Here is a 15,145-nt window from a genome sequence, read left to right as displayed (position 1 = left end):
CATGAGTTTATTGTAGCACTTTAACTCATAGATCAAAACTTATAACTCAACACTTTATTAATTTGCCATCTCTGAGATGAACTTAATGCGAACCAAGCGGACTTCGTCTTCCGTAAAATCAGGACCTAACTCTTCTAACGCATCATCTATCTTGTCGGTTGTGGATTCCTTAAAGTAATCATAAATATCCAACAGATGATCTTCATCCATGATTTCATTCAAGAAATAATCTATATTCAGTTTCGTTCCGGAATAAACAATCGCTTCTACTTCTTCCAGCAAATCGCCAAACTCAATACCCTTAGACAAGGCAATATCATCCAATGCCACTTTTCTATCTACAGCTTGAATAATGGAAACTTTCATCTTCGATTTATTGGCAACAGTACGAACGCGCAAATCTTCCGGACGTTCTATTTCATTTTCTTCGCAATGCTTTTTTATCAACACACAAAATTCACTCCCGTAGCGTTTTGCCTTTCCTGCCCCTACGCCGGGAATATTTTGCAGTTCTTCTAGTGTTACCGGATAGATTGTTGCCATTGCCTCCAATGAAGGATCTTGGAATATTACATACGGGGGAACGCCTAGTTTCTTAGACATTTTCTTCCGCAAGTCTTTCAACATTGAATATAAAGCCGGGTCAACAGCACACGAACCTCCACCCCTTGCCGGTGTTTCTTCCTCTACCTCTTCGAAATCATTATCTTCCGTTATTTTAAATGGCTGAGGTTTCTTTAGGAATTTATGCCCGGCAGATGTTACTTTCAGGATACCATAGTGTTCTACATCTTTACTTAGGTAGCCTCCTATTAACGCTTGACGAATGACAGCATTCCAAACCTTATCCTCTTCGCCCATACCAGAACCAAACACCTCCAATTCATCATGCATTTGAGCTTGAACTTCGGATGTTTCTCTTCCTTGTAATATATCAATAATGTAATCGGTCTTAAAATTTTCTTTTACTGCAATGATTGCCTCGATCGCAGCACATAATAGCTCTTGAGCCTCCACTTGTTTCTTAGGGTTTAAACAGTTATCACAATTACCACAATTTTCTTCTAAATATTCCTCGCCGAAGTAGTGCAATAACGACTTGCGACGACATATTGATGATTCGGCATAAGCTGCCGTTTCTAATAATAGTTGTTTACCAATTTCCTGTTCGGCAACAGGTTTTCCTTGCATGAATTTTTCTAACTTCTGCAAATCTTTATTTGTGTAGAAAGTTATACAACGACCTTCGCCACCGTCTCTTCCTGCTCTACCTGTTTCTTGGTAATAACCTTCTAAGCTTTTCGGTATGTCATAATGAATAACATATCGCACATCAGGCTTATCAATACCCATCCCAAAAGCAATCGTAGCTACGATTACATCTGTTTTTTCCATCAAGAAGTCATCTTGATTTTGGGTACGTGTCGCCGAATCCATACCGGCATGATAAGCTCTCGCATTTATTTCGTTGGCTTGAAGTATTTCGGCTAGTTCTTCAACTTTCTTCCTGCTGAGACAGTAGATAATTCCCGACTTAGCAGTATTATTTTTGATGAACTTAATGATATCCTTGTCTACATTATTGGTCTTTGACCTTACCTCATAATATAGATTAGGTCTGTTGAACGAAGATTTAAAAACCTGCGCATCGACCATCCCTAAGTTTTTCTGGATATCGTGTTGTACTTTAGGCGTTGCCGTTGCAGTAAGTGCAATTACAGGCGCCTTTCCTATCTCATTGATTATCGGTCGAATACGTCTGTACTCAGGTCGGAAATCGTGCCCCCATTCCGAGATACAATGCGCTTCATCAACCGCATAGAAAGAGATTTTTACGTCCCGAAGAAACTCCACATACTCATCTTTCGTCAACGACTCGGGTGCAACATACAACAATTTTGTTTTTCCACTTACTATATCAGACTTAACCTGATCAATAGCACTTTTATTTAAGGAAGAATTAATAAAATGAGCCACACCATCTTCTTCGCTGAAGTGGCGCATAGCATCTACTTGGTTCTTCATTAATGCAATAAGCGGAGATATTACAATAGCCGTACCCTCCATTAATAAAGAGGGTAGCTGATAACATAAAGATTTGCCTCCACCGGTAGGCATCAACACAAATGTGTCGTTCCCATTTAGCAAATTAATTATAATTGCCTCTTGGTTACCTTTAAATTTATCAAATCCAAAATGTTTCTTTAATTGGCTTGTCAGATTGTAATTCCCTGCCATATCTGTGTTTTATTGTTCAACGTCTTCGCCTGTATAAAAACGCTTTCACGCGAGTTCAAAACAAAGTTATAAACAACTTCTTATATTCCAAGAAAAAGATATCAATATTTTCTTCGAAAAAGATGCAAATAACAGAAAAATGGTGTCACGAAGTGTGTTAAGCCGATTTCAGCCGTTCCAAGTTTGCCTTATTCATTTGTTTTTCGGCATACTCCAACGTCACTTCGTACTTTTTCTTCTTCTGCGAAGGTATTTCAAACATGACGTCCATCATTATTGTCTCAACGATAGAACGCAATCCGCGTGCGCCAAGTTTGAACTCTACCGCCTTATCAACAATGTATTCATACACCGATTCTTGAAAAGTGAGCTTAATACCATCCATATCAAACAGTTTGATGTATTGTTTGATGATTGAATTCTTTGGATCGGTAAGAATCGCACGAAGTGCTCCTCTGTTTAATGGTTCCAGATAAGTCAAAACCGGCAAACGTCCAATAATCTCGGGTATCAAACCAAAAGATTTGAGGTCTTGCGGAGAAATATATTGCAACAGATTATCTTTATCTACTTTGCTGCTTTTTAACGAAGCATTATAACCCACAACACGCGTATTCAAACGTTGTGCAATTTTCTTCTCAATACCATCAAATGCACCACCACAGATAAACAGGATGTTTTTCGTGTTTACGGCAATCATACGCTGTTCGGGATGTTTGCGCCCTCCTTGTGGCGGAACGTTCACAACGGCACCCTCCAGCAACTTCAACAATCCTTGCTGAACACCTTCGCCACTTACGTCGCGCGTAATAGACGGATTATCACTCTTACGTGCGATTTTATCTATTTCATCTATAAATACGATTCCTTGTTCGGCCTGATTTACATCGTAATCGGCTACCTGAAGCAAACGGGTTAGGATACTTTCAATATCCTCGCCCACATAACCAGCTTCGGTCAATACGGTAGCATCTACAATGGTAAAAGGAACTTTCAGCAACTTGGCAATAGTACGTGCTAACAACGTTTTCCCCGTGCCAGTACTTCCTACCATAATGATATTCGACTTTTCAATCTCCACATCATCACCACTATCTTGTTGCAGCAATCGCTTGTAGTGATTGTATACAGAAACCGAGAGAAAACGCTTTGCATCCTCTTGACCAATTACGTATTGGTCAAGAAATTCTTTTATCTCTACCGGCTTGGGCAGCTCGCCCAAGCTAGCTTTTGTCTGCTGTATACTTTGTCCCTTTTTACCGAGTGCTTCGGTTGTAATTTCATACGCCTGTTCGGCACAATTATTACAGATATAACCATTCATACCTGTAATAAGGAAGCCAACTTCGTTTTCGGAACGTCCGCAGAAGCTACACTTTAGTTTTCCACTGTTTTTTGATTTCTTTTTATCTTCCATCTTTTTATATATCAAAAGTGCCTGCCTCAGCTATATCTTACGGCTTACGAATCAAAACTTCATCAATCATTCCATACTCTTTTGCTTCTTGTGAAGTCATCCAGTAGTCACGATCCGAGTCTGCCCACACCTTATCAAAGTCGGTATGCGAATGTTCGGCAATGATTGTATAAAGTTCTTTCTTCATTTTCTGTATTTCGCGCGCGGTAATTTCAATGTCTGATGCTTGTCCTTGCGCACCACCCATAGGTTGATGTATCATTACGCGCGAATGTTTCAAACCGGAGCGTTTTCCTTCGGTTCCGGCAACGAGTAAAACGGCTGCCATAGAAGCTGCCATACCGGTACAAATCGTAGCAACATCACTACCAATAAACTGCATAGTGTCATATATCCCCAATCCGGCATACACCGAACCACCCGGCGAATTGATGTAAATCGAGATGTCTTTTCCTTGATCAACCGAGTCCAGATAGAGCAACTGCGCTTGTAATATATTAGCAGTAGTGTCATCAATCTGCGTACCCAAGAATATAATACGGTCCATCATCAGGCGAGAGAACACATCGAGTTGTGTTACATTCAGTTGTCTTTCTTCCAAGATGTATGGATTTACATAATTGGCTTGCGTATTAATTACGTCATTAAGTACCAAGCTGTTTATACCCAAATGCTTGGTTGCATATTTCCTAAAATCTTCCATCATTACTTTATATTAAAGGTTATCACATAAAAAAGGAGGCCATTGACCCGATAAACTTCAAACTAACAAAAGTACAAAAATATTTCATACCACTGCCATGCAAATGCACAAAGCTCAAAGGTTAATCAAAAGCCTCCCTTTTCAGGAAGTTATACAAAACCTATGCCAAAGGTTTTGTTTATTCAAAAAGCTTATTGAATTCTTCTACCGTAACGGTTTTGGCATTCAATTTCACTTTCTCTTTCAATGCTTTAGCCAATTTGGCTTCTACCACGCGATTCACCAAACCATCAACGGTTTCTCTTTTCTTCAACATTTCTTTTGCGTAATTGTCAAGGATATCATCTGGAATAGACATCATGCCGTACTGAGCAAACTGAGCTTTTGTTGCGCCTTTTGCCATTTCCAATACATCATCTTGTTCTACTTTTACATCATACTCCTTCACTAATTTTTCTTTGATTAGATGCCAAGTAAGCTCTTCGATACTCTTTTCATAGTTTTCTTCTACAAATTCCGCACCTTTATCCTCGTTGTTTATCAACATTACACGCTTAAGAAGTGCATCGGGGAATTCAAGTTTACCTACTTTATCGGTAAGTACCTTGCGGGCATCTAATAAGAATTTGTAATCTGCATCAGGTCCAAACTGTTCTGCCAGACTTTCTTTAATCTTCGCACGGAACTCCTCTTCAGTTTTCACTACATCTTTACCAAAAGCTATGTCAAACAGTTCTTGATTCAATTCGCCATCTACAAAACGGGTAATTTCTTGTACTTGGAAGCTAAAGTCGGCTTTCAAATTGGCAACCGCTTCTTTCTCCACGTGCAACATTGAAGCTATTTCGGCTTCATTTCCGGCGTATGCTTTGTTAGGATTGAAGGTCAGTACATCGTTTACTTTGGCACCGTCGAACAATGCTTTTTGTTTTTTGTCTTGCATATATGCAGGCATCAACACAGCAGATTCTACTTGTATACCACCTTCTTTTGTGTTACCTTTTTTGTCGAGTTCGGCAATCAAGCCTTTCAACATATCTTTATCTTGATAGGTTTCTACCTGCTCGTACTTACCTGTACGTTGCGTGTAGTTTTTGATTTGACTGTTGATCATTTCTTCCGTTACCTCAATGTTGTAGTAAGGAACTTTGTCTTTTGCGTTTACACTCACCTCAAACTCGGGAGCTAAACCAAGGTCAAATACAAATTCAAAATCTTCCATGGTGTCGAAGTCTAAAGCAGGTTGCTTTTCTTCATTAGGAAGTGGCTCGCCAAGAATATTCAGGTCATTATCCTTGATATATCCGTATACTTTTTCTGATACCAGTTTGTTTACTTCTTCGGCAAGAACTGATTTTCCATACATTTTTTTCACCAAGCTTGCCGGTACCATTCCTTTACGGAATCCTGGCATTTGAGCTTTTTGTCTGAAGTTCTTCAACGACTTCTCTACTTGCTCTTGATAATCTGCTTTTTCAATTTTTACGGTAAGTACAGCGTTTACCTTGTCAATGTTTTGTAATGAAACGTTCATTTCGACACCTATTTTTATTTGATTATTATATACTACGGGATAAATTAGCGTGCAAAATTAGCTTTAATCTTTTAATTATCAAACTAGAACAAGAATTATTTGCACACGAGGTCTTCTCTTTTCCGCGTTTATTCGCAGCCTTTTAGGGAGTTGTTTTTAAGTCACATCCGGCCTTCATTTTACTATTGTCCTAGTTGTCTTACAAATTGGAGAATAAGACTTATTAAGAGAAAAAAGATTGAAAAACAGTTGATTATCCAAAATTAATGCGTTCCTTTGCGGCAGACAACGACATATTAGTTTGTTGATTTACACTACAAGTTTTTACTTTTCGTTTCTCAACGCTTTTGTAAACTCTCTGTTTTTAGTATTATTTCTTATTAGTGTCACTGTCTAGAGAGTTTTTATCATTTATTTATTTTACATTTTCATTTTATGAACATTTACATTGGAAACCTAAACTACCGTGTTAGGGAAGCTGACTTGCAACAAGTTATGGAAGATTACGGTGCAGTAACATCTGTTAAAGTTGTTATGGATCGTGAAACTGGCAGATCTAAAGGTTTTGCGTTTGTTGAAATGGCAAACGACGAAGAAGCGTCTAAAGCTATCGCCGAATTGAACGGAGCCGAATACGAAGGACGTACTATGGTAGTTAAAGAAGCTAGACCGAAATTCTAACAGAATATAAGGAAATTGCTTAAAGCCCCTTAGTTGCTTGCAACTGAGGGGCTTTTTCTATTCCAATTACTTTTTTATTGATTCAATATTTCATTTACATATTCCACCCATTTATGTTGTGGTATGGTTTTATCCAAATAGAAATCGGGTTGCAATCCAATATCATCAATCGCCATACCAGGAATTCGCAAACTTCGAGACACACAATACCACAATCTGAATTCTTTGCAAGGTGAATCTACGGGAACCCAAGCAGGTTAATACACACTCCTAATGCAGTTTATCGGAATAGGTCTTCACCTTCACAGGGTATTCACCTAATTTTCTCAGTGTTTTTTACATCAAAAAGCAGTGAGAAATGACCAAAAACACAGTGAGAAACAAAGTAAAATGCAGTGAGAAATTACACGACTTAAAGCTCATACTTCAATGCTTATAGCATTTCTGCATAAACACATAGACTAGTAGAAAATGGAGAAGAGACAAAAGACTATTTCTCGTTCAACTGAAAATCTTTGCGACGAAGTACGAAACTGTTACTTAAATACTTTTCGCGTACAATTTGATTGGCGGCAAGTTCTTCGGGGGTGCCTTGAAAAAGTATTTTTCCTTCGAAAAGCAAGTAGGCACGGTCAGTAATACTGAGGGTTTCCTGCACGTTGTGGTCGGTAATGAGAATACCGATATTCTTATCTTTCAATTTCCAAACAATCTGCTGAATATCTTCCACCGCAATAGGGTCTACACCAGCAAAAGGCTCATCGAGCATAATAAACTTGGGGTCAATAGCCAAGCAACGGGCTATTTCCGTACGCCGGCGTTCACCTCCCGATAGTTGGTTACCTTTGTTTTTGCGTACTTTTTGCAAGCGGAACTCTGCAATGAGGCTTTCGAGCTTCTCTTTTTGATACTCTTTGGATTTATCGGTCATCTCAAGAACAGAGGCTATGTTATCTTCGACCGTCATTTGTCTAAACACGGAGGCTTCTTGCGCCAGATAACCGATACCATTACGGGCACGTTTATATACAGGATAATCGGTAATGTCGAGATCGTCAAGAAAGATACGTCCTTCGTTAGGAGTTATCAGCCCCACGGTCATGTAGAACGAAGTGGTCTTCCCCGCACCGTTTGGTCCGAGCAATCCAACTATTTCGCCTTGCTTCACATTGATCGACACATGGTTTACAACGGTTCGTTTTCCGTATTTCTTAACCAAGTCTTCAGAGCGAAGTACCATTTTAGTTTCTTCCATTACCTTCTTAATTTTGGGGCAAATGTAGTAAAATCGGTTGAAATACCGTAACTTTGCCTGAAAGATATAAGTATGTTTAAAGCTTTAAATACAGTCGGCAATTATGTAGTACTCATGAAACGAACCTTTGCTCGTCCGGAGCGGGTAAAGATGTACTTCAAGCAATTCATCAAAGAGGCCGACCAGCTCGGGGTAGATTCTATTGGAATTGTACTCCTGATTTCGTTCTTCATTGGAGCGGTTATTACAATTCAAATCAAATTGAACATCGAAAGCCCATGGATGCCACGTTGGACAGTGGGGTATGTAACGCGCGAAATCATGCTGCTGGAATTCTCTTCTTCTATCATGTGTTTAATTCTTGCAGGAAAGGTTGGCTCCAACATTGCGTCCGAGCTGGGCACAATGCGCATTACCCAACAAATTGACGCATTGGAAACAATGGGTGTAAACTCCGCATCTTATCTTATATTTCCAAAGGTAGTGGCATTGGTTTGCATTATTCCCATCTTAGTTACCTTTAGTATATTCGCGGGAGTCGTAGGGGCATTTGCCACATGCTGGTTTGGCGGCGTACTCATGGCAGCCGACCTGGAGTTTGGCCTTCAATATCTCTTTGTTGAATGGTTTGTGTGGTGTGGCATTATTAAATCGCTGTTTTTTGCATTCATTATAGCCAGTGTATCTTCTTATTATGGATATACAGTAGAGGGTGGTTCGATTGAAGTGGGCAAGGCTTCAACCAAATCGGTTGTATCGTGCAGCGTACTCATTTTATTTGCCGACTTAGTGCTAACTCAACTTTTAATGGGATGATAGAAATCAAAGGACTATATAAATCTTTCGAAGGGAAGGATGTGCTCAAAGACATCAACATTGCTTTTGAAGCAGGAAAAACCAACCTGATTATCGGTCAGAGTGGCTCTGGGAAAACGGTATTGATGAAGTGTATCGTAGGTCTCTTAACCCCCGAAAAAGGTGAGTTACTTTACGACGGACGCAATTTTCTTGCTATGAGAAAGAAAGAACGCAAACTGTTGAAAAAAGAGATGGGGATGATTTTTCAAAGTGCCGCCCTTTTTGATTCAATGTCGGTACTGGACAATGTAACCTTTCCGATGGATATGTTCAGCAATGACACCCTGCGGGAACGTCAAAGAAAAGCGATGCAATGCTTAGACCGTGTAAACTTGATTGATGCGAAGAACAAATTCCCTAACGAGTTGAGCGGTGGTATGCAAAAGCGTGTTGCTATAGCGCGTGCCATTGCACTCAATCCCAAGTATCTTTTTTGCGATGAGCCTAACTCCGGATTAGATCCTAAAACGTCTTTGGTTATCGACAATCTCATTCACAGTATTACGCAGGAATATAACATGACGACCATCATCAATACTCACGACATGAACTCGGTAATGGCGATTGGCGAAAAAATAGACTTTATCTTCGAAGGTAAGAAAGAGTGGGAAGGTAGCAAAGAGGATATTTTTACATCCAGCAACAAACGATTAAATAGTTTCATTTTTGCTTCCGACCTCTACAAGAAGGTCAAGGAACTGGAGATTCACAACATGGAAGAACAAGAGAAATAAGACAAAGAAAGCGGCAATTGCCGCTTTCTTTGTCTTATTTCTGTCGCACGTAGATATTGATTGGCGTACCTCTCATACCCCATTTCTCGCGCATTTTGTTTTCGAGGAAGCGCTTGTACGGTTCCTTCACATATTGCGGCAAGTTAGCAAAGAACACAAAAGAAGGAACTTGTGTGTTGGGCAACTGCGTAACGTACTTTATCTTTATGTATTTCCCCTTATTGGATGGTGGCGGATAGGCTTCGATCAACGGTAGCATTTCCTCATTCAACTTGGCGGTAGGTATTTTTATCTTTCTATTTTCGTACACATCACGAGCTTCTTCAAGCACTTTCAAGATGCGTTGCTTAGTTAGCGCCGAAGAAAAAACAATAGGGAAATCGACGAAAGGCGCAAAACGAGTACGAATGGCATTCTCAAACTCTTTAATCGCTTTATTGGATTTATCTTCTACCAAGTCCCACTTGTTGATTACCACTACCAATCCTTTGGAATTGCGCTGTATCAAAGAAAAAATATTCAAATCCTGCGCTTCTACACCGCGCGTTGCATCCAACATAAGTATGCAAACATCGGCTGCTTCAATGGCGCGGATGGAACGAATAACAGAGTAGTATTCGAGGTCTTCGTTTACTTTGGTCTTCTTTCGGATACCCGCAGTGTCCACCAAATAGAAATCGAAATTAAACTTATTGTAACGGGTATAGATAGAGTCACGCGTTGTTCCGGCAATCTCTGTTACGATGTTGCGTTCTTCGCCAATGAAAGCATTGACGATAGAAGACTTTCCTGCGTTAGGACGACCTACTACAGCGAATCGCGGAATCTCCTCATCAAAGATTTCGGAAGATTCTTTCGTGAATTTACCAACAATCAAGTCCAGCAAGTCACCCGTACCACTTCCCGTCATAGCCGAGATGCAGTAAGGTTCGCCTAAACCAAGTCCATAGAACTCCGACGAGCCATATTGTAAATCATGTGTATCTGTTTTATTAGCAACAACAAGCACAGGCGTGGTAGTGCGACGAAGAATTGTGGCAACCTGCATATCCAAGTCGGTAATACCATTCAATACGTCAACCACAAAAAGGATAACGTCCGCTTCTTCTACTGCCATTAGTACCTGTTTGCGAATTTCTTCTTCAAAAACATCGTCCGAATTTACTACCCAGCCACCTGTATCTACTACCGAAAATTCCTTGCCAAGCCATTCTGTTTTTCCATATTGACGGTCACGAGTTGTGCCGGCTTCATCATTTACAATGGCTTGACGAGACTTGGTCAGTCTATTGAACAATGTAGATTTACCTACATTGGGACGTCCTACTATTGCTACTAAATTTCCCATAAAATATATTTTTCGACTATCACAGTCTGTTCCTATTAATCTAAATTATATCCAAAGTTACGCAACTCTTTATCCGAGCTTCGCCAGTCTTTATCCACTTTCACAAAGACCTCCAAGAAAATTGTTTTGTCAAAAAAGCGTTCTAGTTCGCGACGAGCTTCGGTAGCAACCTTTTTGAGAGCTTTTCCTTGTTTACCGATAATAATCCCTTTCTGCGAATCGCGTTCAACGAATATCACGGCATGTATGCTTATTTTCTTTGGTTCTTCTTTGAAAGAGTCAACAACAATTTCTACCGAGTAAGGTATTTCTTTGTCATAGTACAGTAGTATTTTTTCACGAATAATCTCCGTTACGAAGAAGCGAGCAGGTTTATCGGTCCATTGGTCTTTACCAAAATAGGGAGGTGATTCGGGAAGCAATTCCTGAATCCGTCTCATCACATAGTCTACATTAAACTTGGATTTGGCAGAAATTGGAATAATCTCTGCTTGTGGAATAAGTTCCTGCCACTCCTCTACTGTTTTGATTAAATCATCTTGATTGCTCAAGTCTATTTTATTAATCAACAATAATACCGGTGCGGTTTGCCTTTTTACTTTCTCAATAAAATCCTCATTCTTCTCCGCAGTCTCTACCACATCCGTCACATACAACAACACATCCGCATCCGACAATGCCGAATTAGAGAAATTGAGCATGGATTCTTGGAGTTTATAATTGGGTTTTAACACTCCGGGCGTATCCGAAAAGACTATTTGCATATCCTCCGTATTATAAATTCCCATAATACGATGCCGGGTAGTTTGCGCTTTAAACGTAGCGATTGAAACTCTTTCTCCAACCAGCAAATTCATTAGCGTAGATTTCCCTACATTTGGATTCCCTACTATATTTACAAAACCAGCTTTATGCATAATTCTTCTTTATTCAGACAAAAAAACGCACCAAATTGGAATAGGATGCGTTTTTATATCGTTTTGATGATATTTCGTTATTGCTTTTTCCCATCGTAGCCCCACTTTACGTAGATAGCTCCCCAAGTAAACCCACCACCAAAGGCAGTAAATATCATATTATCACCTTTCTTCAGCTTATCTTCATAGTCCCAGATACAAAGTGGCAGAGTAGCAGCACTCGAGTTTCCGTACTTCTGAATATTTACCATTACCTTCTCAGAAGGAACTCCCATTCGATTGGCAACCGCATCAATGATGCGCATATTTGCCTGATGAGGAACAACCCAATCCAAGTTATCTTTTGTCAAACCATTCCTTTCGGCAACAGCAGCACTTATATCCGACATATTTGACACGGCATACTTAAACACCGTACGTCCTTCCTGATAAACAGTGTGCATGTGATTATCTACTGTAAAATAGGAAGGAGGGCAAACAGAACCACCAGCTTTCATATGCAAGAAAGGCAAGCCTTTACCATCAGTACGCAAAGCCGTATCCAATATGCCAAACTCTTCCGTTGTAGGTTCAAGCATAAAAGCTGCTGCACCATCACCAAAAATCGGACAAGTAGCACGATCTGTGTAGTTCGTTATCGACGACATTTTATCTGCTCCTACAATGATTATTTTCTTATAACGTCCCGAACGGATAAAGTTTGCAGCAGTTTCCATTGCATAAAGAAAACCACAGCAAGCAGCCGAAAGATCGTATGCAAAAGCATTTTTCAGCCCTAGTTTATCACATAAGATAGATGCTACAGAAGGGAAAACATAATCGGGAGTAGTAGTAGCTACGATAACAAGATCTACGTCGTCTGGATTGGAGTTTGTTTTTTGCATAAGCTGCTTAGCAGCTTTTCGAGCCATATAAGAAGAACCTAAACCTTCTTCATTCAGGATTCGTCTCTCTTTCACTCCGATTCGGGTCATTATCCACTCATCGGTTGTATCGACCATCCGGGATATTTCCTCGTTCGTTAAAACGTAATCAGGAACATAACCTCCGACGCCTGTAATTACTGCGTTTATTTTTTCCATTAACCCCTTTTTAAGTATGCAATCTTATACTTAAGTATTCACAAATGGATTACTTAAGTATAAGGTGTCAGCGCTAATTAAATAGCAGCTTCTTTCTCAATAGCCAATTTACCTCTGTAGTATCCGCAAGCGCCACATACAGTATGGTAAACATGCCATTCACCACAATTTGGGCAGATAGCCAATGTTGGTGCTACCGCCTTATCATGAGTTCTTCTTTTTGCAGTTCTTGTTTTAGACTGTCTTCTTTTAGGATGTGCCATTTTTCAAACTTTAATTATTATCTATTATTTTCTTTAATTCATCCCAGCGAGGATCTGTCATTTGATCTGACTCTTCCTCTTGTGTGGTTTCAATTGATCCGAAATCATCCTGATCACTATCTTCAGCACTTACTCTCAAATGCTTGTTTAGTTTGCCGGTCATATCTTTATTACATTTGCCGGGAGCATGAACATGTTTCATTGGTATTGCCAAAGCTACAAATTCAAAGATAAACCATGCAACATTAATATAACCTTCTTCCTCAGGTATGATAATGATATTATCACCTTCTTCACCGTAATCGCTTCCAAACTTTACTAGCAATTTGTCTGTACTGGTTATGAATTGCTCCATATCATCCAAGCAACGATCGCAAGGAACCCAAACAACTCCTTCTGTTTGAAAATTAAACTCAAAGGCTTTGGAGGTCTTCTTCACTTGTAAAGCGACCTTTACTTTCCCTTTTTGAATATCGGGGTTATCGATATTAGCAAAAAACAAATCATCAAGCTTAAACTCATACGTCATAGAGTCCGCTTGCATTGCTTTCAAATCTATTTTATATATATCAAACTTCCCCACTGTTTTCAATTTCAGCGTTTAATAAAAAGTTGGGAACTATCAAATGTGTTAACAATTCACAGTTACCAACATAGAATTCGGGCGACAAAGTTACAAATAATAATCAGCATATTCTACAAATCAGAAAGAAAACTTCACTTTTTAAGTTCTATCCTGAATGTAGTACCTTTATTAATCTCTGAATCTTTAATGTATATCCTACCAAAATGATATTCTTCAATTATCCTTCGAGCCAACGACAATCCTAGTCCCCATCCACGCTTTTTTGTCGTATAGCCCGGTTGAAAAACAGAGTTATATTTATCTCTTCGTATCCCTTTTCCTGTGTCTGTAATATCAACCAACACCCAATTGTCTTTTTCACTTACTCTTACGGTTAATGTGCCGAGCCCATCCATGGCATCAACTGCGTTTTTTCCTATATTCTCAATAACCCAGCTCAAAAGTGGTGCATTTGCATTTACCAATACCGGATTATCAGGCAACACTTTGGTTATCACAACATTCTTGGTTATTCTGCGGCGAATATAAGATATTGATTCTTCTAATAAGGGAAGAACATCTATTTCAGTCAGTTCGGGTGTAGTTCCAATTTTAGAAAAACGATTAGCAATTATTTGCAGGCGATCCACATCTTCAGTCATGGAGGGAAGGAGATCATCAGCAGGATATTTGGCACGTAAAAGTTCAATCCATGCCATTAACGAGGAAACAGGAGTTCCCAACTGATGTGCCGTTTCTTTTGAAAGCCCCACCCATATTTTGTTTTGCTCCGCTCTCTTAAAACTCAACAAAGCTAAGAGAACAATTACAATAAAGGCAAATACAATTCCTAATTGTATATAGGGATAAATAGAAAGACGTTTTAAGATAAGGGAATCATCATAATAAACCTTCAATTTAGTGAGAGTTGCTCCCTGAGGTAAGACTTCTATAGTAATATACTTTCCCGCATCTTCCAATCGTTCTACTTGTAACAAAAGAAAAGAAACAGAATCGCTACGTAGTTCTACATTACGCGACATTTGAACAACTCCATCAGCAACAACAATTACCGGAATAGTGTTGTTTGAATTTAGGACCTTAAGAACTAAGTTTAGATTTGTTTCCTCATCGGCAGAGCTTAATTCTTTCATAGCTTCAGCCCATACTTCCATTTTTGTACGTTCTTCAAGCGAAAGCCCTCTAACTAACGAATGAGATACATATAGGAAAGAAACAGCAATAATCACTGCTAAAAAGACTAATGATGCTTTTACCAATTGCGACCTATCTATTCCTTTCATATTCAAAAACCTCATATTAGGTTGACAAAGGTACTAAATTTGTTTAAGCAGACAAACATGTACATCCTCACTCCTTTATACATGCCTCCTATATATAAACAAGTTTCCCGCCCTGTTTCTTCTATCAATCGAAGAACCGGACGGGAAACATAAAACGGCGACTACCTACTCTCCCACTATTACGCAGTACCATCGGCGTGACGAGGCTTAACTTCTCTGTTCGGAATGGGAAGAGGTGGAACCCTC

General features: G+C 39.5%; 14 protein-coding genes and 1 rRNA gene. 3 read left to right on the top strand and 12 right to left on the bottom strand.

Going from position 1 to position 15,145, the window contains the following annotated elements; all coding sequences use genetic code 11:
- Positions 1-57: 57 nt before the first annotated feature.
- From recQ to tig, 4 genes are all read right to left on the bottom strand, one after another.
- On the bottom strand, positions 58-2,238 hold the full coding sequence (gene recQ / locus D0T50_RS09310) for a DNA helicase RecQ (RefSeq protein WP_163223256.1): 2,181 nt from the start codon (positions 2,236-2,238) through the stop codon (positions 58-60).
- Positions 2,239-2,395: 157 nt separating this feature from the next.
- On the bottom strand, positions 2,396-3,655 hold the full coding sequence (gene clpX / locus D0T50_RS09305; protein WP_163223255.1) for an ATP-dependent Clp protease ATP-binding subunit ClpX: 1,260 nt from the start codon (positions 3,653-3,655) through the stop codon (positions 2,396-2,398).
- A gap of 37 nt (positions 3,656-3,692) precedes the next feature.
- The gene (gene clpP, locus D0T50_RS09300; RefSeq protein WP_163223293.1) at positions 3,693-4,358 is read right to left on the bottom strand and encodes an ATP-dependent Clp endopeptidase proteolytic subunit ClpP; all 666 of its coding nucleotides are present in this window, start codon (positions 4,356-4,358) and stop codon (positions 3,693-3,695) included.
- A 178-nt stretch (positions 4,359-4,536) separates the two neighbouring features.
- Complete coding sequence (gene tig / locus D0T50_RS09295; protein ID WP_163223254.1) at positions 4,537-5,892, bottom strand: trigger factor; 1,356 nt, start codon at positions 5,890-5,892, stop codon at positions 4,537-4,539.
- A gap of 435 nt (positions 5,893-6,327) precedes the next feature.
- On the opposite strand from tig, the gene D0T50_RS09290 reads away from it, so the two are divergent.
- Positions 6,328-6,573, top strand: a complete 246-nt coding sequence (locus D0T50_RS09290; protein ID WP_163223253.1) for an RNA-binding protein — start codon at positions 6,328-6,330, stop codon at positions 6,571-6,573.
- Positions 6,574-7,063: 490 nt separating this feature from the next.
- On the opposite strand, the gene lptB is transcribed toward D0T50_RS09290, so the two are convergent.
- Positions 7,064-7,828 (bottom strand): LPS export ABC transporter ATP-binding protein, encoded by a 765-nt coding sequence (gene lptB / locus D0T50_RS09285; RefSeq protein ID WP_163223252.1) that lies wholly within the window; start codon positions 7,826-7,828, stop codon positions 7,064-7,066.
- A gap of 72 nt (positions 7,829-7,900) precedes the next feature.
- Here lptB and D0T50_RS09280 point away from each other — a divergent pair, with 72 nt between their 5' ends.
- Positions 7,901-8,644: an ABC transporter permease gene (locus D0T50_RS09280; RefSeq protein WP_163223251.1), complete on the top strand. Its 744-nt coding sequence runs from the start codon at positions 7,901-7,903 to the stop codon at positions 8,642-8,644.
- Positions 8,641-9,420 carry an ABC transporter ATP-binding protein gene (locus D0T50_RS09275; protein ID WP_163223250.1) on the top strand — a complete coding sequence of 260 codons (780 nt, stop codon included), beginning with the start codon at positions 8,641-8,643 and terminating at the stop codon, positions 9,418-9,420. The genes D0T50_RS09280 and D0T50_RS09275 overlap by 4 nt, the downstream gene beginning before the upstream one ends.
- Positions 9,421-9,454: 34 nt before the next feature.
- Here D0T50_RS09275 and der read toward each other — a convergent pair whose 3' ends face one another.
- The 7 genes from der to rrf form a co-directional block, all read right to left on the bottom strand.
- Positions 9,455-10,768, bottom strand: a complete 1,314-nt coding sequence (der, locus tag D0T50_RS09270; protein ID WP_163223249.1) for a ribosome biogenesis GTPase Der — start codon at positions 10,766-10,768, stop codon at positions 9,455-9,457.
- 35 nt (positions 10,769-10,803) lie between these two features.
- Positions 10,804-11,685, bottom strand: a complete 882-nt coding sequence (gene era, locus D0T50_RS09265) for a GTPase Era (RefSeq protein ID WP_163223248.1) — start codon at positions 11,683-11,685, stop codon at positions 10,804-10,806.
- Positions 11,686-11,762: 77 nt separating this feature from the next.
- Positions 11,763-12,767 carry a beta-ketoacyl-ACP synthase III gene (locus tag D0T50_RS09260; protein WP_163223247.1) on the bottom strand — a complete coding sequence of 335 codons (1,005 nt, stop codon included), beginning with the start codon at positions 12,765-12,767 and terminating at the stop codon, positions 11,763-11,765.
- A 77-nt stretch (positions 12,768-12,844) separates the two neighbouring features.
- On the bottom strand, positions 12,845-13,030 hold the full coding sequence (rpmF, locus tag D0T50_RS09255; protein WP_122126550.1) for a 50S ribosomal protein L32: 186 nt from the start codon (positions 13,028-13,030) through the stop codon (positions 12,845-12,847).
- A 10-nt stretch (positions 13,031-13,040) separates the two neighbouring features.
- Positions 13,041-13,613 carry a DUF177 domain-containing protein gene (locus tag D0T50_RS09250; protein WP_163223246.1) on the bottom strand — a complete coding sequence of 191 codons (573 nt, stop codon included), beginning with the start codon at positions 13,611-13,613 and terminating at the stop codon, positions 13,041-13,043.
- Between the two features lie 134 nt (positions 13,614-13,747).
- Positions 13,748-14,899: a HAMP domain-containing sensor histidine kinase gene (locus D0T50_RS09245; RefSeq protein ID WP_239058244.1), complete on the bottom strand. Its 1,152-nt coding sequence runs from the start codon at positions 14,897-14,899 to the stop codon at positions 13,748-13,750.
- A 152-nt stretch (positions 14,900-15,051) separates the two neighbouring features.
- Positions 15,052-15,145: ribosomal RNA gene (gene rrf, locus D0T50_RS09240) — 5S ribosomal RNA — on the bottom strand; the annotation flags it as partial.

Origin of the sequence: Bacteroides sp. 214 (genome assembly GCF_010501015.1) — a bacterium.
Lineage (GTDB): Bacteria > Bacteroidota > Bacteroidia > Bacteroidales > Bacteroidaceae > Bacteroides.
Note: the sequence above shows the minus strand (reverse complement) of the source record. Positions and strands in the feature narration are given on the sequence as shown.